The sequence below is a fragment of the Jiangella alba genome (assembly GCF_900106035.1).
Classification (GTDB): domain Bacteria; phylum Actinomycetota; class Actinomycetes; order Jiangellales; family Jiangellaceae; genus Jiangella; species Jiangella alba.
Map to the genome: position 1 here is coordinate 1,380,202 of NZ_FNUC01000003.1, position 22,348 is coordinate 1,402,549.

Annotated in this window: 17 protein-coding genes; 6 read left to right on the forward strand and 11 right to left on the reverse strand. The window is 70.0% G+C overall.

Annotated elements, in window-relative coordinates; genetic code table 11:
* Positions 1-58: 58 nt before the first annotated feature.
* The 11 genes from BLV02_RS08865 to BLV02_RS38250 form a co-directional block, all read right to left on the reverse strand.
* Entirely contained in the window at positions 59-1,927 is a 1,869-nt protein-coding gene (locus tag BLV02_RS08865) for a TOMM precursor leader peptide-binding protein (protein ID WP_069110862.1), read from the reverse strand.
* A 53-nt stretch (positions 1,928-1,980) separates the two neighbouring features.
* Entirely contained in the window at positions 1,981-2,736 is a 756-nt protein-coding gene (locus BLV02_RS08870) for an ABC transporter permease (RefSeq protein WP_069110861.1), read from the reverse strand.
* The gene (locus BLV02_RS08875) at positions 2,733-3,626 is read right to left on the reverse strand and encodes an ABC transporter ATP-binding protein (protein ID WP_069110860.1); all 894 of its coding nucleotides are present in this window, start codon (positions 3,624-3,626) and stop codon (positions 2,733-2,735) included. The genes BLV02_RS08870 and BLV02_RS08875 overlap by 4 nt, the downstream gene beginning before the upstream one ends.
* Positions 3,607-4,785 (reverse strand): metalloprotease, encoded by a 1,179-nt coding sequence (locus BLV02_RS08880; protein ID WP_069110859.1) that lies wholly within the window; start codon positions 4,783-4,785, stop codon positions 3,607-3,609. The genes BLV02_RS08875 and BLV02_RS08880 overlap by 20 nt, the downstream gene beginning before the upstream one ends.
* Positions 4,782-5,819 carry a lantibiotic dehydratase C-terminal domain-containing protein gene (locus BLV02_RS08885; protein ID WP_069110858.1) on the reverse strand — a complete coding sequence of 346 codons (1,038 nt, stop codon included), beginning with the start codon at positions 5,817-5,819 and terminating at the stop codon, positions 4,782-4,784. Before BLV02_RS08885 ends, BLV02_RS08880 begins: the two co-directional genes overlap by 4 nt.
* Positions 5,812-8,358, reverse strand: a complete 2,547-nt coding sequence (locus BLV02_RS08890) for a lantibiotic dehydratase (protein ID WP_171906711.1) — start codon at positions 8,356-8,358, stop codon at positions 5,812-5,814. Before BLV02_RS08890 ends, BLV02_RS08885 begins: the two co-directional genes overlap by 8 nt.
* Positions 8,359-8,500: 142 nt before the next feature.
* A complete protein-coding gene (locus BLV02_RS08895) occupies positions 8,501-10,099 on the reverse strand; it encodes a SagB family peptide dehydrogenase (protein ID WP_216094145.1) in 1,599 nt (532 codons plus the stop codon).
* Between the two features lie 9 nt (positions 10,100-10,108).
* Entirely contained in the window at positions 10,109-11,884 is a 1,776-nt protein-coding gene (locus BLV02_RS08900; RefSeq protein WP_069110856.1) for a TOMM precursor leader peptide-binding protein, read from the reverse strand.
* Positions 11,881-14,040 carry a TOMM precursor leader peptide-binding protein gene (locus BLV02_RS08905; RefSeq protein ID WP_069110855.1) on the reverse strand — a complete coding sequence of 720 codons (2,160 nt, stop codon included), beginning with the start codon at positions 14,038-14,040 and terminating at the stop codon, positions 11,881-11,883. Before BLV02_RS08905 ends, BLV02_RS08900 begins: the two co-directional genes overlap by 4 nt.
* Entirely contained in the window at positions 14,037-15,782 is a 1,746-nt protein-coding gene (locus tag BLV02_RS08910) for an AfsR/SARP family transcriptional regulator (protein WP_069110854.1), read from the reverse strand. Before BLV02_RS08910 ends, BLV02_RS08905 begins: the two co-directional genes overlap by 4 nt.
* 185 nt (positions 15,783-15,967) lie before the next feature.
* Positions 15,968-16,171 carry a thiazolylpeptide-type bacteriocin gene (locus BLV02_RS38250; protein ID WP_074946243.1) on the reverse strand — a complete coding sequence of 68 codons (204 nt, stop codon included), beginning with the start codon at positions 16,169-16,171 and terminating at the stop codon, positions 15,968-15,970.
* Positions 16,172-16,406: 235 nt separating this feature from the next.
* Here BLV02_RS38250 and BLV02_RS08920 point away from each other — a divergent pair, with 235 nt between their 5' ends.
* Genes BLV02_RS08920 through BLV02_RS08945 form a run of 6 tightly spaced genes read left to right on the forward strand, consistent with a single transcriptional unit; the run spans position 16,407 to position 22,306 of the window.
* Complete coding sequence (locus BLV02_RS08920) at positions 16,407-17,480, forward strand: LacI family DNA-binding transcriptional regulator (RefSeq protein ID WP_083288504.1); 1,074 nt, start codon at positions 16,407-16,409, stop codon at positions 17,478-17,480.
* Positions 17,477-19,111 (forward strand): sialidase family protein, encoded by a 1,635-nt coding sequence (locus BLV02_RS08925; protein WP_069110852.1) that lies wholly within the window; start codon positions 17,477-17,479, stop codon positions 19,109-19,111. The genes BLV02_RS08920 and BLV02_RS08925 overlap by 4 nt, the downstream gene beginning before the upstream one ends.
* Positions 19,112-19,146: 35 nt before the next feature.
* Positions 19,147-20,079 carry a DUF6772 family protein gene (locus BLV02_RS08930; RefSeq protein ID WP_069110851.1) on the forward strand — a complete coding sequence of 311 codons (933 nt, stop codon included), beginning with the start codon at positions 19,147-19,149 and terminating at the stop codon, positions 20,077-20,079.
* Between the two features lie 39 nt (positions 20,080-20,118).
* Positions 20,119-20,445, forward strand: coding sequence for a DUF6385 domain-containing protein (locus BLV02_RS08935; RefSeq protein ID WP_069110850.1), 327 nt, complete (start codon positions 20,119-20,121; stop codon positions 20,443-20,445).
* Between the two features lie 41 nt (positions 20,446-20,486).
* Positions 20,487-21,416: an ABC transporter permease gene (locus BLV02_RS08940; protein WP_069110849.1), complete on the forward strand. Its 930-nt coding sequence runs from the start codon at positions 20,487-20,489 to the stop codon at positions 21,414-21,416.
* Positions 21,413-22,306 (forward strand): ABC transporter permease, encoded by an 894-nt coding sequence (locus BLV02_RS08945; RefSeq protein ID WP_069110848.1) that lies wholly within the window; start codon positions 21,413-21,415, stop codon positions 22,304-22,306. Before BLV02_RS08940 ends, BLV02_RS08945 begins: the two co-directional genes overlap by 4 nt.
* The last annotated feature ends 42 nt before the right edge of the window (positions 22,307-22,348 follow it).

Genomic DNA, 22,348 nt, shown 5'->3' on the forward strand with positions numbered 1-22,348 from the left:
GTTATGAACGTCACCTACGCGTACCCCGGCGTTCGCGTAGGCGACCCGAGTCCGACTCTCAGGGAAACGGATGCGGAACCATCCGCGGCCCATCGCCGCCGCGCGCGGCGATACGGTCCAGCAGCCGTGGCATCGTGAGCGCCCGCTGGCGGCCCCAGCCGAAGTCGACCGGAACCAGCCCCGGAACGATCGTGCACACGGCCCGCACTCCCATCGCGACCATGTCCGGCGGCGTCTGGTCGACCACGATCACCTCGAACCCGTGGCGGTACAGCTCGTCCAGCAGCCGTTCCAGATCGTCGCGCAGATCGTGAGCCGCCGGCCACGGGTCCGGGTACAGGTCGGCCACCGACTCGACCGGCCGGTCGTCGAGATAGTCCTGCGCGTGTTCGAGCATCCCGGGATGCCCGAACAGATCGGCATGGTCCTGGACCATCTGCACCCGCCAGTGGTCGTCCATCATGGCCGACAGTTCGTCCCAGCGCCGGCGCGTCGTGCGCGACTTCGTCGGGATGTAGCTCATCGTCTCCGACAGCGCGGCGCGAATCGCCTGCTCCGGCTCCAGGTGCGCCCCGGCGGCGAACGACAACAGCCCCGGACCGCCGTCGCGGCGCCGGGCAAGTGTGGTGACCACCGGAACGCTGAGATCGATGCGGTTGTCGAACGCCAGCACGTCGTAGCCGGCCAGCTCGCCCTGCTCGATCATCGACCGGATGCCCGGATCGCGGCAGGTCCGCAGATCGATGCGGCGCAGGCGTTCTCGGCCGTACCAGGCCATGATGAAAGCATCGCGCTCGATCAGTTCCAGGAGACCGAACAGGACGGCTTCCTCCAAGGAACTGCCCGCAGCGCATCCGTTCGACGACGAGAGGACGAAATTGTCACCCATCTTCATCTCAGAGCTGTAGTGCACCAGGCGCTGCGGCACCAGAATCGGGGTGCCGGAGCGAACCCGATGACCCCAGATCCACGGAATGGGCTGATCCGGGTCGAATCGATCGACGAGTGGATCGGTGTCGAACGTCTGATCCGGGTAGGTGCCGCACCGCAGCGGGTCCAATGCGACCTCGCCGACCTCTCGATAGCTGGCGATCACCGGTTCCACCGGGCGTCGGTTGTGCGTGCCGGCGTACCGTTCGAGTCCTTCCAGATAGGCCAGCCTCAGACTGTCGGTGAATCTGTTGGCATGCCCGCTCCATGCCACGTCGAGCAGCCCGGCATAGCCCCGCACATAGATCGCGCCGGTGACGGTCGCCGTCGTCGGCAGCCAGGGGTACGTCAGGGTGCCGGACCCGATCGTTCCGCACAGCGGATTGGCAAGACCGCCCGCCGGTAGCGGGAGATCGTGGGGATCACTGAGCCGGTACTGGTGCGGCGACCGCTTCGGCCTGGACTGGAATCCCTCGAACGTCCGGGACACCTCGGGACCGCGGGTACCACAGCTGGGGCACCGCGGATCGGCCAGTAGCGGGGCCGACAGCACCCGAAGCGATGTCACGTCGACCGATGTCATCCGTCGCAGCCCGGCGCTGTCCGGGTCCAGCAGCCGGCCCGTGATCCGCTCCGACGCCGGCGACATCGCCGCCCGGAACGCATGCCACACCGCGTCGGCGAGGAACCCGGTCACCTGCGGCCAGACCCCTGCCGCGGTCATGCCTCGCCCGGTCTCCACCGCGTCGCGCTCGGTGCGACCGCGTAGCCGCTGCCACCGGAGGGCGAAGCAGTGGCCGCAGCCCTCACCGCTGCCCCACGGACCGACATAGATCGTGCTGCTCCCGACGTGCACCGTCGCCGAGGATCGGTCCGGGTCGGGCGCCGCACCGAAGACATCGGCGCCCAGCACCGCCACCAGCGGGGCCCGGCCCGGCAGCGACGACGACCACCGGCGGTCGAGCTCCGCCTGGAGCCGGCGCGCCGCCTCGACCATCCCCAGTTGGGGCTGTGCGCCGGCAGCAGTGGTGGCCGGAGCCGTCGTGACGCTCACTGGTCGTCACTCCAGCGGAAGATGCGCATCCCGATGGCGTTGAACAGCGCCATCAGGACCACCAGAACGCCCAGCGAGATCCAGTAGTCGCCGGCCTCACCGGCCCCGGCCAGCGCGTACACCAGTCCGTCGAGGATGTACCGCATCGGCATGGCGTAGGACACCCCGGCCAGCCAGTCGGGGAACAGTTCGAGCGGTATGAGCGCTCCGGACAGGAACGCCATGGGGACCACGATGCAGGTTCCGATGCCGCTGACCGACTCGGGCGATCTGCCGATCGTCCCGATGATGAGGCCCAGCCCCACGAAGGCGCCGATGCCGAGCACGAGCACCGGGATCGCCAGCGGCCACCGGCTCGAGATGGTCATGCCGAACGGCGGCAGCATGGCCACCCCGACGAACAACACCACCTGCGCCAGGCCGACGCCCACCACCATCGTCAAGCGGGAGAGCACCACCTCCGACAGCGGCGCGGGGGTGAGCCGGATCATGCGAAGAAGATCGTCGCGCCTCCACTGCATGACGGGGAACGCCACCCCGAACGCCGCCGCATGAGCCAGCCCCCACGCCAGGATGCCCGGAGCGATCAGGTCGATGTAGCTGTTGCCGGTGCCCGCGACCTCGTCATTGCCATAGATCAGCCCGAAGATCACCAGGAACATCAGCGGGAACGCGAAGGTGAAGAACACCGTCACCCGGTCCCTGGTGTACGTCTTGTAGGAACTGCGCACCAGTGCCGGGTATGCGGTCACGACCGAGCTCCGATCAGTTCGAGGTAGACGTCTTCCAGAGTGGCGCCCTTGGTCGTGACGGCGTCCAGGTCCGGGCCCAGCGCCGCGAGCACCCGGGCCACGTGCCGGGTGTGCAGGACGAGGTCCGCGCCGGCGTCCGACACGGAGTCGACGCCGTCCAGGGCACCGGCTTCCGCGGCGGTCATGCGGCCGGCCGGCAACCGGATCTGCGATCCCAGGGCAGCACCGCTGATCAGCGTGCGCGGCGAGTCCAGAGCGGCGATACGCCCCGCGTGCAGGATCGCCACCCGGTCGCACAACGCCTCGGCCTCGTCGAGGTGATGAGTCGTGAAGACGATCGAGCGGCCCTCGTCCTTGAGACGGCGCAGCATGGACCACAGATCGCGCCGAGCCTGGGGGTCCAGCGGACCGGTCGGCTCGTCGAGGAAGATCACGTCCGGCTCGTGCACCAGTGCCGCGGCGATCGCCAGACGCTGCCGCTGCCCACCGGAGACTTTGGTGACGCGAACGTCCGCGGCGTCGGCCAGACCGACCTGTTCCAGCGAGCGCCGCGCGTCGGCGGGCGACCGCCCGTACAGCCCGGCGACCGTCTCCAGATGCTCGATCGCCGTCAGACGTTCGAAGAACGCGGACTTCTGGGTTTGCACGCCGATGCGCGGCAGCAGGTCCAAGTCGCGTGGATGAGGTCGGTGCCCGAGGACGGTCACCGTCCCGGAATCCGGCTCGCGCAGCCCTTCGATCATCTCGATCAGCGTGGTCTTTCCGGCGCCGTTCGGCCCGAGCAGTCCGATGAACTCCCCGCGCACCACCGAGAGACTGACGTCGTCGACCACCCGGACCGATCCGTAGGACTTCGAGACCTGGTCCACTTCAATGACGAGATCGTGCATCACGTGCCCTTTCGCTCGTGGGTTGAGCGCCGATCCGACGCGGGAGTCCCCGCTGGGCGGCGAACCAGAGGGACAGAACGACGACGACGGCGGCTGTCGCCACGCCGTACCCGGCCGGACCGATCAGGGTGTCCAGGAGACCGCCGACGACGGCGATGCCGGCGACGACGGAGAACCCCACCAGGAGGTGCCAGGCGATGCCGTAGACGGCCAGCGCGGTCCGGCTCGGCGGCGCGTACTCCGGCACCTCGCGCCCGAACCATCGACGAGCACGCGACCAGAGGAAACGCCGGCTCTCCCGGGCCAGCGACACAGCACCCAGCAGATGGCTGACGACCTTGTAGCCGTCCAGCGGCGACAACGGGACGAAGTTCACCAGCGCTTGGACGGACCCGGCGAGGACGACGGCCGCGACGAACCCGTTCGGTGCCCAGCCGCTGAACCACGCGATCGCGAACGGCACGACCATGAGGCTGTTCACGATGCCACCGGCCGCGGCGATCACGATCTGCTGGCGACGAGACTCGAGGAACTGATAGTCCTCCGCGCGGCAGCTCAGGATCAACAGGTTGATCCTGATGTCGGAGCAACCGAACCGAACCGCGGCGACGGCGTGGCCGAGCTCGTGCAGCATGCCGCTGACGTAGATGAACGCGACCAGCCCCGCAAGGGATCGCCAGTCGCCGAGCGCCGGCAGCGCCGCACCCCACAGCGACGTCGCCTGCGCCACGACGGCCGCGTACATGACCAGCAGGCCGACGACGATCACCACGGCGGACGGCCGGGTGAACACCCACGATGCGCCGGACGTCACCCGTCGCAGCAGGCGGCCCGGGGGAACCGGCGGGCGCTCCCGGCCGGGCCCGGCCAGCAACTCACGCTGTTCGAGCTGCCACAGCAGCCGTGACCAGTGCGACGTGCCGAGCCGCCGATGGTACTCGTCGGCGTACTCCTGGCCGATCTCGGCGAGCGATCGCCGGCCGTCCAGCCTGCTGATCAGGAAGTGCTCCTTCGGCGAGACCTCGAACACCTTCCCGCCCCGGACCTTCAGCAGGTGGATCCGGTCGGGGCCGCGGATCACCGCCGGCGAGATCAGCAGATCCTCCCGCACCTGCGGACGCGCACCGAAGAACGCGTCGAGATCGACCTCCGCGGTCATGGCGTCACCGCCTCGGCCCGCAGCGACCGACCGACCAGGTAGGAGAGATAGGCCTCGTCGCGCAACGTCATGTACATGCGGTTGTTGGTCATGTGCACGTACGACAACAGCAGCCGCGAGAGTGCCAGGTCCGGATCGGTGACCGTCTCCGGCGGCGAGCCCTCCGGATAGGCGAAGGCCACCTCACCGGCCTCGGCAAGGGCCACGACCCGGGATCGCAGGTCGGCCGAGTGATCCGCCCAGTGATGCAGGAACTGCGGCAACCGGCCGGGCCGGCCGGCTTCCAGCGCATCGAGAATCGGTTCGAACCGGCGCGCCAGCTGCGGAGCCATCTGGTCGTACATGCCCTCGTAGTCGACGTTGTCGGCGTAGTCGGTGGCGGCGAAGGAGTGGTGCGTGAACCGGTGATACGAGTCGAGGAAGTCGAGCAGTCGGGCGCGCGAGGGAAGGAACGTGCTGGTCATGACCACCATCAGTTGGGCCGCTATCCCCAACGCCACCGGCCGGTGGTGCATGTTCATCCGGTCGAAGAGGTCCATCACCAGGTCGGTGGAGTGCTGGAAGTGCCACTCCGCGAGCTCGACGCCGGCCGGCCCGCCGTACTTGCCGTACTCCGGCTCGTACGGGCGGTAGTCGAAGGTGTTGTTGGGCTGCATCTTCGGAGTGCCATCGGCGTCCATCAGGTGGTCCGGATCGCCGTCCGGGTACTCCATCCGGAACAGCATCACCTGCAGGTCTTCCCGATACGCGCTGTCCATCGCATACAGCGCCGGGCGCCGAGCCAGGAACTCGCCGATGGCCGATTCCGCCATCTCCCGGACCGCGGACTCGTCGGAGGCCGACCGCGGCTTGAGCCGCAGCCGGACGTGCGGCCCCTCCATCCAGTAGTTCAGGAAGAAATAGCGGCCGACGAGGTCGGCGTCGGTCAGCCGCTGGAGGAGCGGTCGAATGCACTCGGCCACCATCGGCCGCGGGTTCGACGCATAGAAGATGTGCAGCGCGAGCCACTGTCCCGGCTGATCGCGTTCAGTCATGAGTCTCCTCCAACGGCAACGGGTAGGTCTCGACGACGAGCTCGGTCACCCGCCCGGTGCCCAGGTCCGCCGGCGACGGCAGCATCTCCCGCAGCACCACCCGGCTGTCCTCGGCGCTGATCGACGCCTCGAGGACCAGCAACGACACGTAACTGGTGCAGTCGACGTACTGAGGTTTGGGACGCCCGGAGCCCTCGTACACCGTGGCGAAGACCTGCGCCGGCAACCCGTGGCGCCGCCGCCAGCGCTGCCAGCCGAGGAACCATTCCGCGTCGGCCAGCCCGTCCGTCCGCCGTGGCAGCGCGGACGCGGCCATCGACCAGCTGCGCCGGCTGAGGACCACGCTCCCGACCACCAGTCGCGGACGGGCGACCACGCCGTCGGCCGCGGGCGGCTCCGGGACTCCGCGCCACACGTCCACCGCCGCGAGCGAGTTCGGAGCCAGCATGAGCAGCGTCCGATGCAACTGTGGCAGGGCCATCGGCACGAGGTATCCGAGATAGACCGGGACCACTTCGCGGTCCAGCCGGGCCGACCACATCAGCACCCGATCGTCGTCCACGTCGTGCCGCAGCGACAGGTCCGCGAGCGGCAGCTGGTTCTCCGCGGGAACGTCGCTGACCTCGCCGGGACACACGATGACGTAGTCGGTGAGTTGCGTGTGCAGGTTGAGATTCGTACTGGCCGAACCGCCCGTCACCTCGGCGAGCACGGCTCCGCGCGGGGCGATGGCCGCTCCTTGGGACCTGAGGTCCACGCTCAGCTCGTCGGAGTGCTCGGTGAAGGCATGGGTGAACCGGCTGAAGGGGAACGACACGCCGCCCATCGACTGGTTCAGGACGAACGCCGATGCGCCGCCGCCCTGGGCGACCTGCACCATGTGGCACTGTGGCGTGAACCCGCCGAACAGCCCGGGTAGTCCACCGCCGATCGCGTGCAACCGATCGGCATCGAGGCAGACCTCGGCAGCGGCCGGGTCCGCCGCGACCGACTCGAGGTACGCGGCGAGCTCCTGCCTGGCGGTGTCCAGGGCCACCATCTCCGGCCGGCCGAGCCAGTTCTCCTCGGGCTGGAAGTTTCCGTCGGCGTCGAACGGCTTCTGGTTCGCCGCCAGCTTCTGGTACTGGTCGTAGATGTCCTCGTGGAAGTCCTCGACGAGCCGCAGCAGATCGTCGCAGCGACCACCACGGCCGTACCGCGCGGTGAAGAAGCCCTGGAACGTCACCCGGTGCGGCAGCGTCATGTCGAAGGTCGGCAGGATGGCCTCGACCGCCGCCAGATCGTCGGCGGCGAGCCTCTCCCACTCGGCCGCCGGCAGCTCCAGCCGGCTCTCCGTCCGGCAGTCCTCGTAGACGAGGGTCTGCGGCACCGACGGCGACTCGGCACCCAGGCCGGCCTGGATGTCGATCACCGCCTCGCGAAGACGGTGCACAGCCTCGCGCCGTTGCGGCACGTCGCCGCGCCGGAAGGTGTCGATCAGTTCCTGGAGGCCGCCCAGTTCGCCGGCGAGGCGGTCGGCCCATGGCAGGCCGAACGCCGCCAACGTGTCGCGCACCCGCTGCACGGGGTCACTCGTATGGACGTCGACGGCGAACGCGCCGGTCTGGATGATGCCGAGCCGGGACAGCACGTCCAGGTACTCCTCGACCTGGTCCGGCGGAGCCTCGGCTTCCTCGCCCAGCCAGGCTGCGAGGTCCGACCAGCGCCAGTGGTTCCCGTCGTCCAGTCGTTCGATCAGCCGGTCCAGCAGCCCGACGCGGCGCAGGTGGAACATGCCGTCTCTGATCGAGTCGAAACTGACCGCCGCGTCGTCGTCGCCCTGGGTCACCCAGCGGCGGACGTAGCGCAACCGGTCGGTGTCCTTGCGAAGACCGGGGCTCACGGTGACCGGAAGGTCACCACGGCGACCCGGGTCGGCCGCCACCGCGGCCATGATCCGCGCCAGTGCCGCGACGTTGAGCCGGACGTAGCCCTGGAGCGGTTCTCGCGTCGCCGGCTCCAGGTTCCGGCTGTCGCCGAACTCACCGACGGCGACCGAGGTGAACGAACTGAACGGGCTGGTCTTGCACGCGGTGCGGTAGAGATACGACACGACGGAGCGCTCGATGCGGCGCAGCTTCTTGGCTGGTGGTGGCCGCCCGCCGGAGAACAGTGCGTCGAGCTGCCGGTCCAGCGCCGGCGAGGCCACCTGCAGGCCCGCCCGCAACGGCTGCCGGTCCACGAGGCGCCAGAGCTGCGCGCGGCTGTCGGCGACCTCCGTGGCCAGCATCGACCCCAGGGAATCGATCAGCTCCGCGAGCCGGTCGCGGCGCCGCAGCCAGGCCCGCACCTGAGCGCCTGCCGCCGGATCGAGGCCGGTCACCACGGCCAGCGCGCGATCCCGGTCGGCAGGCAGCTTGGCGTTGTGGATCCCTCGCCGCAGCGCCAGCAGCAGCCGGCGCGACTCCGCATCGTCGTTCGCGCCGATCAGCCCGTGCAGCACGTCGCTCAGCCGGTCCGCGTCGGCGGCCAGTCCGGACTCCAGGTCCAGGATCTCCATGCTCGCGCTGGTCGTGCCGGCACAGGCCAGGGCGGACACTGCCTCGTACGGCAGAGTCGCCGTACGAGCCATGAAGTACCGGCCGAGTCCACGCTGCCGGGATCGGGTACCGGGTTCAGTTGCGGCGGTCATCGACACCTCGTCAGCACTCGTACCGGTAGTTGGACACAGACGCCCGTTCGGGACCGGCCATCATGATCAGCAGGGGAGTCTCACCGGTCTCTTCCAGACCGAGCTGCTCGATGTAGGAGACGCCGTCGAACCCGAGCGCGACGCCACATCCGAGTTCCAGGGCGGCCGCCGCCGTGTAGTAGGCCTGGGCGATCGCCCCGACCGTCGCGTTCGCGACGTTGTAGCCGCGCGCCCCGGCTGCGTCCAGGACCGCCTCGATCCGGATGGCCGGCACTACCACGACCGACGCCTGCTCCAGGTTGTAGTTGGTGAGGAAGTAGTTGCGTTGCAGGAACGCACCCTGAGCGCCGTCGCGAATCAACCGGAGCCGGTGGTTCCCCGCGTCATAGGCATAGGCCCCGGGGGCGACGCCCTGGACGTGGTTGACGAAGACGTAGAACGTCGCCAGCCCGCCGTCGCCGGGTGCGGCGATCTCCGTGGGCATGCGGGCGGCGTCCGAGGCCCGGAGCAGCGCCGCGAGATCGGCTGCCGCCATGGGCTGATGACTGCTGAACCGCCCGAAGCTGCTGCGACGCGACCGCAGCGCGGCGCGGATCGGCAGGTCCAGCCGGCTCGGGTGCGGCAACACGACGTCACCCGCGGCAGGGGGCGTTGCCGCACCGGCCGTCGAGGCGACCGATGCGGGAGACAGCGCCCCGGTCGCCGGCCGGGCCGTGGCGGCCTGGGCGGTCGCCCGATGGATGCGCTGAACCAGGTCGAACGCCTTCACCCGCCTGGACTTCTCGTGCTCGTGGCGACGCACCCGGACCTCCGCGCCGGGCGTCGCCGAGCGACCGTCCCCACCCTCGGCCCAGGTCAGCGGCACCACCGCGAACAGTCCCTCGGCGTCGGACTCGATTCCGAGGAGCCGGCCCAGCGCTTCCTGGTCGAACCAGAAACGGGGCTCGACACGGTGCCGGGCGCCGGCCCAGAGCTTCCAGGTCTGCACGACCGTGCCGACGTCCATCGACACGGCGTGATACGAGAAGTTGGCGTACTTGAACGAGTTCGCCCAGTACTTCACCCCCACCACCAGGAACTGGGTGGCGTGAGCCGGCTCGTCCAGAGCGTCGCGAACGTAGCCGGTCACGTCGCCGGCCAGGAGCCGGGCCATCGCGTGCGCCCGCGGCGCGTAGTGGTAGACGCCCGGCATCACCCCGGCGCCCGGCCCGGCGACCCAGTAGATGCTGCAGGGATAGAGCCCGCCGCCCGATGCCGTCCCACGGCTCCAGTTGGCCCGCGAATAGTAGGGATACCCGACGACGTCCGCGTTCGCCTGGACGGCCAGCCGGCGGCCGTTGACCCCGTACGAGTCACGCAGCATGCCGCCCAGCAGGTCGAGGTCGAAGGGCTCGTCCTTCGCGTCCGCGAACAACCCGTCGGCCACCGTCGTGGCCGGGACCCCCGCCGGCGGCGATGCCAGGGGAATCGACAACGCACCCGGGTAGTGCTTGAACTGGCGCGGTTTGTCCGACCAGTCCGGCTCGAACTCGGGGTGCGGCATGGGGTCCCGGTTCCGCCGCCGGATCACCGACGCGTACTCGTATGCGAAGTCCTCTGTGCTGATCATCGGCTCACCTCAGGGGTACGGGTGCGGGACGGCATGGATCTCCTCCTCGGACAGGTCGCTGGCGCGGACTCCCGCCTCTCGATGTGCGGTGCGCAGCCGGGGCATGGTCAGCACCCGTTGCCGAGCCCACCCGAAGTCGATCGGCAACAGCCCCGGCACCATGACGCACGCCGTATGCAGGCCGAGATCGCGCTGCATGGGCGAGGTCTGGTCGACGGCGATCACGTCGAACCCGGCCTCGGCCACCGCCCGGACGCACATCTCGAGGTCGTCGCCGATGTCGTCGGACAGCGGCAGGGACGTGCGCAGACCGGCGTAGGTGTCCGAGACCGAGCGCGCGGCCGGCCGTCCGTCCAGCAGGAAGGCGGCGTGCTGCCGCATCTCGGGAAGTGCGTACAGGAACGGGTGGTCGTGCAGGTCCCACACCTTCGTGAAGTCGGTCACCATCGACCGCAGCCGAGGCTCCTCGCGCCGCGCCCGGGCGACCAGCTTGACCGAGTCCGACGCGATCTCGCACAGTGCGGCCTCCATCGCCGCTTCCGGGTCGAGACTGGCCCCGCCGCCGAACGTCAGCGTTCCGAACCCGCCGTCGAGACGTTCCGCGACACCGGTCACCACCGGGATGTCGAAGGTGACCCGGGCGTCGAAGAAGCGAGCCGAGTAGCCCAGCATCTCCAGCCGGTCGACCATCATTCGAGTCTGCGGACGAGCACTCGTCGCCGGGTCGATCTCCGGAAGGGGCCGGCCGCCGTACCAGGCGAGCAGGAACGCGTCGCGTTCCAACACCTCCATCAGCCCGTGGTAGACGGCCTCCGCGAGGGTGCCCCCGATCGCGCAGCCGCTGGAGCACTCCTGGACGAACCGGTCCCGGAGCGGGCTGCGGAAGTAGTACACCGAGATCTCCGGCACCAGGACCGGCCGCTTGTCCCGGAACGACCAGCCCCAGACCCACGGAATCGGGCGGTCCGGGGTGAAGGGATCGACGAACGGGACGGCGCCGTAGAAGTCGTCGCTGTACAGGCCGGTCTCACGCGGGTCCACCGCCTCGTCGCCCAGGTCGTCGAGACTCGCCACCACCGTGGTGCTCTTGCTCGTCGACCGCAGCCCGGCGTGCCGTTCCAAGCCCTCGAGCAGTCCGTGCCGAAGGCTGGCCGCGTAGCTGTTGGTGTGTCCGCCGTACAGCAACTCGCGCAGCATCCGATCCGACCGCGCATGGAACATCCCCACCACCGCCGCCGTCGACGTGGAGCTCAGATCGGGCCACACGTGTGCTCCGAACGGCCCGCAGACCGGGCTCACCAGGCTCTGCGCATCCAGTGGGTAGTGAGAGGCGGCGTGCACCCGGAACGACTCCGGCGCGGGCTTCGGGCTGTGGGCGAGCTTCCACTCCTGCGGCTCGTCCGGATCGCGGTGCCCGCACGCCGGGCACTCCTCGTCGGCGATCAGCCGAATTCGTTGCACACCGAGTGTCTGCGCGTCGAGCGTGAACACGTCGTCGCTGCCGGCGGTGGCCTCGGCGACCGCTCGCACGGCGGTCTCGACGAACGGGTTCGCGAACGGCCAGGCGCCGGCCTCCAGGGTCGCGCCGCCGGTCTCGACCACCTCTCGAACCTCGGTCGGGCGCACCGCCTGCCAGCGCCGGGCCACACAGCGCGCGCACCCTGACACCGGTGCGAGCAGGATGTACCGCCCGTAGACGAGCACCCGGCTGTGCAGCGCCCCGGCCTCGGACGATCGTTCGTCCGTGCAGCCCAACCGGTGCCCGGGAAGCACGGCTCCGGTCATCGGTCCGCCCGGTCGATCAGGACCACCCGCACCGCCACGATGCCGCCCAGACGTAGATCCGCGCCGCCCAGCGGGACCACCACGACGTCGAGTCCCGCTTCGGCGATCCCGGAGAGCACCGCCGACCAACTGCCGTGGCCGGCGATCCGCGCCGGCCCCGATCCGGAGGGCACGAGGGTGTCGGCGTCGAAGTCCGTCAACAGCGGGTCACGGCCGTCCAGCATGGCCCCGGTCACCGCCTCCGCGGCGCCGGGCGCCGACTGCCGCCGGAGCTGGACCTGACCGATGAGGTCGCACATGGCTCGGGTCGCGGCTCGCCGCCAGGACGGATCGGCCGCGATCGTCCACGTCTTGTCGACCGGGGCACCCTCGCCGCCGGGCTCCACGCTGCGGGCCAGCACCACCTGCATCCCGCCGAGGGCGCCGGACCCCAGGTCCAGGAGCTCGACGTCGACGCCCAGATTGACCGCCGCCTTGGTCAGGAACAGCAGCGCCGGATCCTCGGCCAGCCCGTCGAGGGGAATCCGAAGTGACGCGCCGCCCGCGATCGACGTCGTGAGCGCCCGGAATCCCAGAGCCGACGACAACGCGTCGCGAACAGCGGATTCGACGTCGAACCCGGCTCCCGCCCCGGCCCGGCTCGGCTCCACGAGACCGTCGGCGTTCGCCGGCCCCAGCGGCTCCGCGGCCGCCCGGGGGACGGACACCCGCTCACCGTCGAGCAGGGAGACGCCCGTGACGGTCGCCGCGTCCGGACCCGGCGCATCGCCAGTGGCCGACCGGACGCCGAACCCCTCGGCGTAGGCGACCGACGCATGGGCGAGCGCACGGGTCCGCGCGCCCAGCACATGGTGCACGTCGAAGGCGTGCACCCGGCGTTGCGTCCCGGCCGCGTCGTAGAAACCCACGGTGCCGATCCGCACCGGGGTCTGCTCCCACATCTCGTCGCCGTAGCCGGAGAAGACGCCGACCCGGGGACGCAGGAGGAGGTCGCGAGCATCCAGCTCGTGGATCGCCCTCTCCACCGCCTCATCGGATTCGGCATCGGCGACCGCGGCCGGATCCTCGTCGAGCGAGGCGACGCCATGGGCCACCGCGGGTGGCTCGGGCGCGCAGAACGTGCACTCGGGGTGGGGCAGCAGGTCTTCCGTCGTCACGTCGAAGGCTTCGACGTCCTGCAGGATCACCCGGCCGTCGGTCTCCGGTTCGGGCGCGCCCGTCGAGAGCCGGAACGCCTCGAACGCCAGCAGGTTGCCGATCATCGCCGCCGGCGGACCGGTCAGCCGCCGCGAAGCTCCCGCTGCGGCGTGGCCGACGGCCAGCGATCGCCAGGTCCGCGAGGCGTCACCCGGTGTCGACGGCGTCAGCCGCAGCAGCGCGCAGTACCAGCAACTGCGCCGCCCCGTGCCGGACGCCGGCCCGACCACCACCTGCGAGCCGAGCCTCCAGGCTGGCAGCACCGTCGCCCCGGCCGGGCCGGACGACAGCAGCCGGTGGGTCACCTCGGGCGCGTCGTCGCCGCCCGCCACGAGGACCAGCTCCGCTCCGCCCAGGTCGTCCCAGCCGAGAGTGTTCGGGTCGTAGTCGCGGACGGCGACCGTCGCATCGACTCCCGCTTCCGCCAGCGCGGCCCGTTCCTCCTCCACGGCTGCGTCGATGTCGCCGAAGACGGTCACGTGAGCCAGTCCGTTGCGGACCAACGCCGTCGTGCACGCGTGCGCCACCGGGCCCGTGCCGATGACGGCCACCGTCGCCTGACGGAAGTCCGCGAACCGGCGCGCCGGGTGGTCGGCATAGTGATCGAGGTAGCCGAGTTGCGCCTCGAACTGGGCCGCTACCGGTGCTCCCAGGAGTTCCGCCGGGTCGACCTGGTCGGCAGGCACATCCCGTGCGAAGCCTCGGGACAACAGCGCCTGAACCAGTTGCCCGACCATCTCCTGCTGCGGCTCCGGCAGCCTCCCGCACAGTTCCGCGACCGAGCGGGTGCCGTCGAGGACCGGCACGAGCAGCGCCGCCAGCCGATAGGCACTGCTGGACGCAATCTTGAAGCCACCGGACGACGTGTGAAACAGCACGCCGTCGTACGAGGCGGTGAACAGGACATCCCGGCCGACCCGTGGGCGGGTGTCGGCGACCGAGTCGAATGCGACGCTCAAGGGGTCTCCATTCCAGGGGTCGAAAGGACGACGCCGACCTGAGGCGTCGACTGTCGTTCGTCGTGCATGCTGCGCAGGTACGACCGGATCAGGCGCGGGACTCGATACCGCCCTCCGAACTCCTCCACGAGGCTCGCGTCGGCCAGTTGGTCCAGGAGGTGCTCGGCGGATTCCGGCACTGATCTCAACAACCCGACGGCCGCCTGGCCATCGATGTCGGCCTCGGCGCCGGCCAGCCTGCGGGCGGCATCGGCCAGTACGGGCGACAGCCGGCTCACCACTCGTTCGAAACGGGCCGTCAAGGTCATGTCCGGATCACCGGGCAGAGACAGCCTGCTGGTGGGATTCTCCCGAAGCCACGCAACGAACTCCGCCAGACCGGTGTCCCTGGTCTGTATCCGGGCCGCGGCGATCCGCAGCGCCAGCGGGAGGTCCCCGCACACGTCGGCGAGTTCATCGGCCGCCGCCGGGTCGGCATCCACCCGATCCGGCCCGAGAAGGATCGCCAGCAGACGCACTGACTCGTCACGAGCGAGGCCGGACACGCGCACGATTCGCCCGCCGAACCGGGCCATCACACCGGACAGCCCATGCTGGCTCGTCACGAGGACGGCGTCCCTCCTGGCCGCGGCGGCGGAGACGACCGCTATGGCCTGTTGGACGCCGACGACGTCATCGAGGATCAGCAGTCCACGGCGGCTGTCCGTCCACGTCCGCCACGACGCCAGCTCGCCGACGATCTCTCCGAACACCCGAGCCGAGCCGTCGGCGGCCCGCATTCCGAGCGTCTTCTGCCCGCCGGGGAAGTGTTCGCGGAACGTCGTCGCGATGTGCCGGGCCAGCGCCGTCTTACCGATGCCGGACATGCCGGTCAGCACGACCGGCCCGGTGTCCCGCGACAGCCGGCCCGCGATCTCGGCCGCCACGGAATCGCGTCCGATGAAGGTGATGACCGGCCGCACCTTCGGCACGGCAGCCGCGGCCGTCTCCTGCCGTACTTCCGGCCGCGGCTCTCCCTTGAGAATGCTGAGCTCGATCTTCTTCAAGCGCGACCCTGGATCGAGACCGAGTTCATCGGCCAGGAAGGATTTGATGCGGTGGAACTCTGCCAACGCGTCGCTCTGACGACCGGCGCGATAGAGCGCTTCGATGTGCAGTTCCGCGAGGCTCTCGTCGCCGGGCCGCCGCCGGGTCGCATCCCAGAGCTGCACCACCGTCGCGGCAGCCATTCCCTGGTCGATCTTCAACTCGCACAGACGCCGCAGTACAGTGAGCCGTTCTTCGTCGAGCCGGGGCGCGACGTCACGGTGCAGCCACTCGGACGGCACGTTCGCCAGCAGGGGGCCGCTCCACAGCTGCAGAGCGCCGTCCAGCAATTCCAGCCGGCGATCTGGTCGCGGTTCGGCGTCGGCAGCCGCCGCGAGTTCCCGGAATCGGACCAGATCCAGAGTCTCGCCGGATGCCACGAACCGGTAGCCACCCGGCACCGTCTCGATGGACGACGTGCCGAGCCCATGCCGGCCGAACAGCTTGCGCAACCGCATCGCACACGTCTGCAAGGCAGCCTTGGCCGCCAAGGGCTGATCGTCGCCCCAGATCGCATTCTGCAGGTGACCCGTGTCGACCACTTCGTTCGGGTGCACGAGCAAGGTGGCCAGCATGCAGGACACCTTCGACGGCTGCAGAACGATCGAGTCGTCGCCCCGCGTCAGCGCCAGCGGCCCCAGCACGCGGAAGGTCATCGGGACCGTGCCACCAGCCGGGGACAAACCGCTCATACGGTCAAGAATTCGTGAGCTTCACAGGGCGGCCTAGTACGCAATTGCGTGTACTAGACGGACAGCTCGGCACATGGTAAAGCGGCCGCCCCGAAGAATGGGGACGGCCGCTCTACCGCAGCCAGCAGGCGGTCAGGCTTCAGCCGGTGTCAGGCGGCGCTGGAGCAAGAGGAGCAGCACGACGTGGACGAGCAGCTCGACCCGCAACTGGTCGAGCTGGTGGTGCTGCTGGTGCAGCTGGTCGAGCCCGCCAGCACCGCCTCGGTGACGTCGGCGTAGTCGGAAACCTCGAAGGTCTCCGTCTCCAGGGCGAGGATCTCCCTGGCGATGCTGTCCAGTCGCGTGTGACTCATGACGGTTCTCCCTTGACAACGTGCCGACCGCCGGGGCCGGGCCGAGTGAGATGACGCGCCTAGTTGACCTCGCCCCGGTCACCGATCACTGGCAAGTCGCTCACACCCGACGTCAGTGACCTGTCAGCGGGCCGATCGAGCGCACGCCCTGGAATCCCTTGACGGTCCGTGAAATCCATGCGTAACATCTCCGTCCAACCTGGTCGATACGTATCGGGGTGAGCGAGGAGGGGCCTTGGCAGCGCAGCGGCGGCGACCGACCCAGATGGACATCGCCCGTCGGGCGGGTGTGTCGCAGTCGACGGTGTCGGTGGTCATCAACGGCGCGCCGGCGATCGTGGACGTCGCCGAGGAGAAGCGCCGCGCGGTGCTGGAGGCGGCCGCCGAACTCGGCTACACGGTGAACGCCTCGGCGCGCAATCTCAAGGGCGGCCGCAATCGGATGCTCGGCGTGTTCACCTTCGAGCCGGTCTTTCCCGTGAATCAGCGTGATTTCTACTTCCCCTTCCTCCTCGGCATCGAGGAATCGACCGCCGAGTGCGGCTACAACCTGCTGCTTTTCAGTGCTGTGACAGCGGGCACCGAGCGCCGTGTGTTCGCCGACGGCGTCAACCAGCTCAAGCTGGCCGACGGCTGCGTCCTGCTCGGACGTCATCTCCGGGAAGACGACCTGGCCGCGCTGCTCCGCGAGGACTTTCCGTTCGTGTTCATCGGGCGGCGTGACGTGCCCGGTGCGGAGTTCTCCTATGTCGCGGCCGACTACGTGGGTGCGACCCGTGACGTCGTGCGGTCCCTGGCCGCCCTCGGGCATCGCCGGATCGCCTACCTGAAGGCGGCCGACGACAAGGAGTGGACCCAGGATCGCGAGACCGGCTTCCGGCAGGGCCTCGACGAGGCCGGCATCGCCGATGACCGGATCCTCCGTCACGTGATGGGGGAGGGGGCCGCGCTCACCGCGGCCGAACTCGAGCGATGGCAGGCGGCGGGGGTCACCGCCGTGCTGGTGGAGCCAAGTCAGGACGACAGCGCGATCGCCGCCGTGGAACATGCGGCCGGCGTTGCGGGCATCGAGATCCCCGCGGATCTCTCCGTGGTCCTGCTGGGCGACCCGCCGCTGGTGCACGCCACGGAGCGGGACTGGACGCGGTTCACCATCCCGCGCGAGCAGATGGGCCGTGAGGCCGTCCGGCTGCTGCTGGAACTCCTCGACGACGAAGCCGGGGTCAAGCGGCACCTGTACCTCGACTGCGTTCCGGTCGCGGGCGATTCGGTGGCAGCGCCCCGTCACTCCCGGGGAGGGACGGCATGACCGGTCACCGGATCACCAGGCGCCGGGCGATCGGCGCCGGGCTCGGCGCGGCCGCCGCCATCATGACCGCGACGACGTCCGCCGCCGCACGCACCGCCGGATCCGGCGACGGCCTCGAGCTGACGACCCTGTGGTCCCGCGGCGAGAACGGCTGGGTCGACTTCCGCGTGCACGCCGTCGACGTGACGGCCGCGGGCACGCTGCTGGCCTTCAGCGAGGCCCGGGTCGGGACGAGCGCCGACGACGGCCCGAAGGACCTGGTCCTGCGGCGCAGCACCGACGGCGGCCGCACCTGGGGCCCGACGACCTTCATCGAGGAGCACCACGGCGGTGCGTGGGCGAACCCCACCCCCGTGGCCGACCTGCGCACCGGCCGCATCACCGTCTTCTACGCGCTCAACGCGGCGGGCGTCTCCTCGCGGGTGTTCCGGCGCGCGTCGACCGACGACGGCGTCAGCTGGAGCGACGCCGTCGAGGTCACGGACCTGTTCGCGGGGAACGAGCACGAGTGGACGTTCCACCTGCCCGGGCCCGGCCGCGGCATCCAGCTCGCCGGCGGACGCCTGCTCGTGGAGGTCTGGCATCGCCGGTCGATCGACGTGCCCGCCGCCGACCGCGACTACAGCGTGAGCGTCGTCCGCAGCGACGACGGCGGCCGGACCTGGCAGTGGGGTGGCGTCGCGCCCGACCCCGCGGGCCTGGGGCTGGACGAGGCGCGGATCGCGCAGCTCGCCACCGGGGAGGTGATCCTGAACGCGAGGCTCGCGGGCGGTGTCAGCAACACCAGCCGCGCCGTCGCCCGGAGCCGCGACGGCGGCCTGACGTTCACCGACGCGGTCATCGAGACGAACATCGCTCCGCATGCGGGTATCGCCTCCGGCCTGGCCGCCCGCGTGGACCGGAACGGCGTCGAGCGCGTCGTCTACACCAGCCCGGTCAGGGGCACCGGACGGGAGACGTTGTACGCGCGGCTCAGCCACGACGGCGCCGACTCGTGGTCGTGGGGCCGCGTGATCGACGACGCCCGGGCCGGCTACTCCGACGTCGTCTGGCTCGACGACAGCACGCTGCTCGTCCTCTACAGCAGGCTCGGCGGAACCGGGGTCGAGACGCTCGACGTCGTCGCGGCCCGGTTCGACGTCGCCTGGCTCAGCCAAGATCGCGACGTGCACGGCAGACCTCTGTCCTTTATTCATACGTATCAGGTCGAAGGCCTCCGCGCGGAGTCCACCGTGCCGCGAGCGCCGATGACGCTCGATCCGGCCGCCGAGGGCTCGGCGGTGACGCACGTGCCCGCCACCGCACCGGACGACGCCCACACCGTCACCATCGTCCCGGCGGTCTCCCGCCCCCATCGCCTGCGTTGCCGCTTCCGCAGGCCGGACGCGACTGGCGGCGCCGACGTCGTGGTCGAGGTCGACGGGCGGCCGCGTGGCGGCGTCGTGGCCACCGCGGAAGCCGATCCGTTCCTCGACGTCGATCTCGGGATCATCTCGGTCCGCGCGGGCCGGCCGGTGCGCGTCGCGTTCCGCGCGGCGGGGGCTGGTCCCGACGGCCTCTCGCACGCGTTCCAGATCGACGCGATCTCACTCGTCCCGCGGAGCAGCGCCCAGCCGCGTCCCGCTCCCTGAACCCGCGACACCACCACTACCGCCACGGAGGCACGGTGCAGAAGGTCATTCAGTACGAACGCGGCCTGGAGAAGTTCACGCCGTTGCGCAACATCGTCACCTACGACGACTTCGATCGCGGCTTCAACGGCTGGCTCGACCTCACGCCGAACTTCGTCAACGACGACTACCGGCACTACCCGTCCGAAGTGGACCTCGCCAGCTGGGCGCCCTCGATGATCAGCGCGGCGCCGATGCGTTTCGCCGCCACCCACGGGTCGATGGAGGGCACCTACTCGCTGAAGCTGAACACCAAGCCGGTGGCGAACCGCTACGAGGAGAAGCCGGCCGACGGCAGCATGGGGGTCGCCCTGAAGCGGCTCTCGAACTTCGACCCGAACATGCGCTACATCCAGATCGAGGCGTTCTACGCCTACACCCCGCAGCAGGACCGGCTCGGCTTCGGCGAAGAGGACCTGCGGGCGTTCGGGTTCTACTTCGACCTGCAGGACCACGAGTACCGCTGGATGCCCGGCGTCCGCTACGTGAACTCCGTCAACGGCGAGCTCACCAAGAAGTGGCAGTACTGGAAGGTCGCCGACGGCGTGACCAAGAAGGACTGGTGCTACGGCCGCGAGGACGGCTGGCAGCGACCCGGCGTCGACAACCTCTGGTACGGCCGTCGCCACGCCGACGGCTCGGCCGACGCCTTCCAGTGGGTCCCCGACGGCGATCAGGACCTGCTCTACAACGAGAGCCCGGACAAGCTCAACTGGCTGTACTTCCGTCTGCTCATCGACTTCCAGCGGCGCGAGTACGTCGAGCTGCAGAGCATGGACCGGACCTTCGACCTGCGCGGTCTGACGCCGACGCTCGTCACGCCCTACAAGAGCATCACGAACCTGATCAACCCGATCTTCTTCGTCGAGACCGACACGAATCGCACGGTGAATCTCTTCCTCGATTCCGTCGTGTACTCCACGGAATGACCACCGCCCACCGCAGACCGATTCGGAAGGCCCTGCTCAGTGCGCACCTTCGCCACCTCTGTCATCGAACGTCGTCTCGAGATCTCCGCCACCCACACCACCCACCCGTACGAGGCGGGCTGGGCCGCGGAGGCGGTCTTCTTCGTCCAGGTCGAAGGAGATCACCCCGACCTGTCGGTCCAGGCGCAGATCTCGCCGGACGGGCTGCACTGGGCCGACCGGGGCCGGGCCATCGTGCTGGCCGGCGGTGACGAGATCGCCGCCATCGACCTGGCGAACTTCGGCGGCTGGCTCCGGCTGGCCTTCACCGGCGCGACGCCGGAGCGGCCGGCCACCGTGCTGGTCCACCTCGCCCTCAAGGGCTGACACCACCAGACGGATCGCCTCGACCGAGAGGAGGACAGACCATGCTTCCCCAACTCATCCGCCGGCTCGGCCTCATGATCTTCACCGTGTGGGGAGCCGTGAGCCTCACCTTCGTGATCCTCCGGCTCGCCCCCGGTGACCAGGCCACCGTGCAGCTCGGGCCGGACGCGACCGCGGCCGACGTGTCAGCGCTGCGCGAGGAACTCGGGCTCAACCGGCCGATGCTGGTGCAGTACCTGGACTACCTGGGCTCGGCGCTCACCGGTGACTTCGGGGAGTCGTACCGGTTCCGCGACTCGGCGACGACGGTCATCCTCGATCGGTTCCCGGCGACCGTCCTGCTCGCCGGCACCGCGACCGCGCTGGCGCTGACGATCGGCCTGCTGCTGGGAATCCTGGCCGGCCGCGCGCCGGGCAAGCTCGCCGACCGCGCGATCTCCGGCATCACCCTGGTCATGCAGGCCATCCCGTCGTTCTGGTCGGGCATCATGCTGATCCTGCTGATGGCGCTGACGCTGCGGCTCCTGCCGAGCGCCGGCTCCGGTGACCTGCGGCACCTGGTGCTGCCGGCGGTCACCCTCGCGATCCCGTTCACGGCGCTGGTCGCCCGGATCACCCGCAGCAGCGTCGCGGAGGTGACGGCCGAGCCGTACATCATGACGGCACGGTCGAAGGGGTTGTCCGAGCGGCTCGTGCTGAGCCGTCACGCCGTGCGCAACTCGGTGATCCCGGTGGTGACCATCGTGTCCCTGCACATCGGCACCCTGATGGGCGGCGCGGTCATCGTCGAGCAGGTCTTCGCGTGGGACGGGGTCGGCTCGCTGCTCGTCGGCGCGGTCGGCAACCGCGACTACGCCATCGTCCAGGGCGCGACCGTGCTCCTGGCGATCGTCGTGGTGACGATGAACCTGCTCGCCGACGTCCTCAACGCCCGGCTCGATCCTCGCATCCGGGCGGGGGTGGCGTCATGACGACGATGGGGCTGGTGCAGACCCCGGCACCGCCGGCGCCGCTGGTGCCGGCGCGGACCCGGCGCACCACGGTGCGTCGCGTGGCCGCCGCCGTCCCGATCATGATCTTCGGCCTGTACGTCGTCGCGGCGATCGTCGGCCCGCTGCTCATCGACTACTCGCCGGTGGGCGGTGAGCTCGACGACCGCCTCCTTCCGCCCGGCTCGGTGCTCAGCGACGGCAGCACGGCGCTGTTCGGCACCGACGCGCTCGGCCGCGACCTGTTCGGCCAGGTCGTCTACGGCGCCCGCACGTCGGTGTTCATCGGCACGCTCGTCGTCCTGATCAGCGCCCTGATCGGGCTCGCGGTCGGGACGGTCGCGGGGTACCGGGGCGGCACGACCGACCTCGTGGCGTCGCGCGTCATCGACGTCCTGCTCGCCTTCCCCGGCATCCTGCTGGCCATCGTCATCGCCGGGGTGTTCGACCGCAGCCTCGCCATCGTCGTCGTCGCGTTGAGCGTGACCAACTGGATCGGCTTCGCCCGCCTCTCGCGGTCGATGGCCATGACGCTGCGCGAGCGCGACTGGGTCAAGTCGGCGACGGTGATGGGCGTGCGGCGCCGGCGGATCATCGCGCGGCACATCCTGCCGTTCATCGCCGGGCCCACGTTCGCGCTGGCGACCACCGAGTTCGCCGGCGCCATCCTGGCTGAAGCCTCGCTGAGCTTCCTCGGCCTCGGCCTGCCTTCGGCCTCCGTCTCCTGGGGCCAGACCATCGCCGCCGGCAAGGAGTACCTCGCCAGCGCCTGGTGGATCTCCGCCATTCCCGGCATCGCCCTGGCGGTGCTCGTCATCTGCGTGGGCTTCACCGGAGACCGGCTCACCCGCTACTTCGGCCGACGGCAGTGACGAGACCGCAGCAGGGCGCACCACCCGACACAGTCCAGAGCA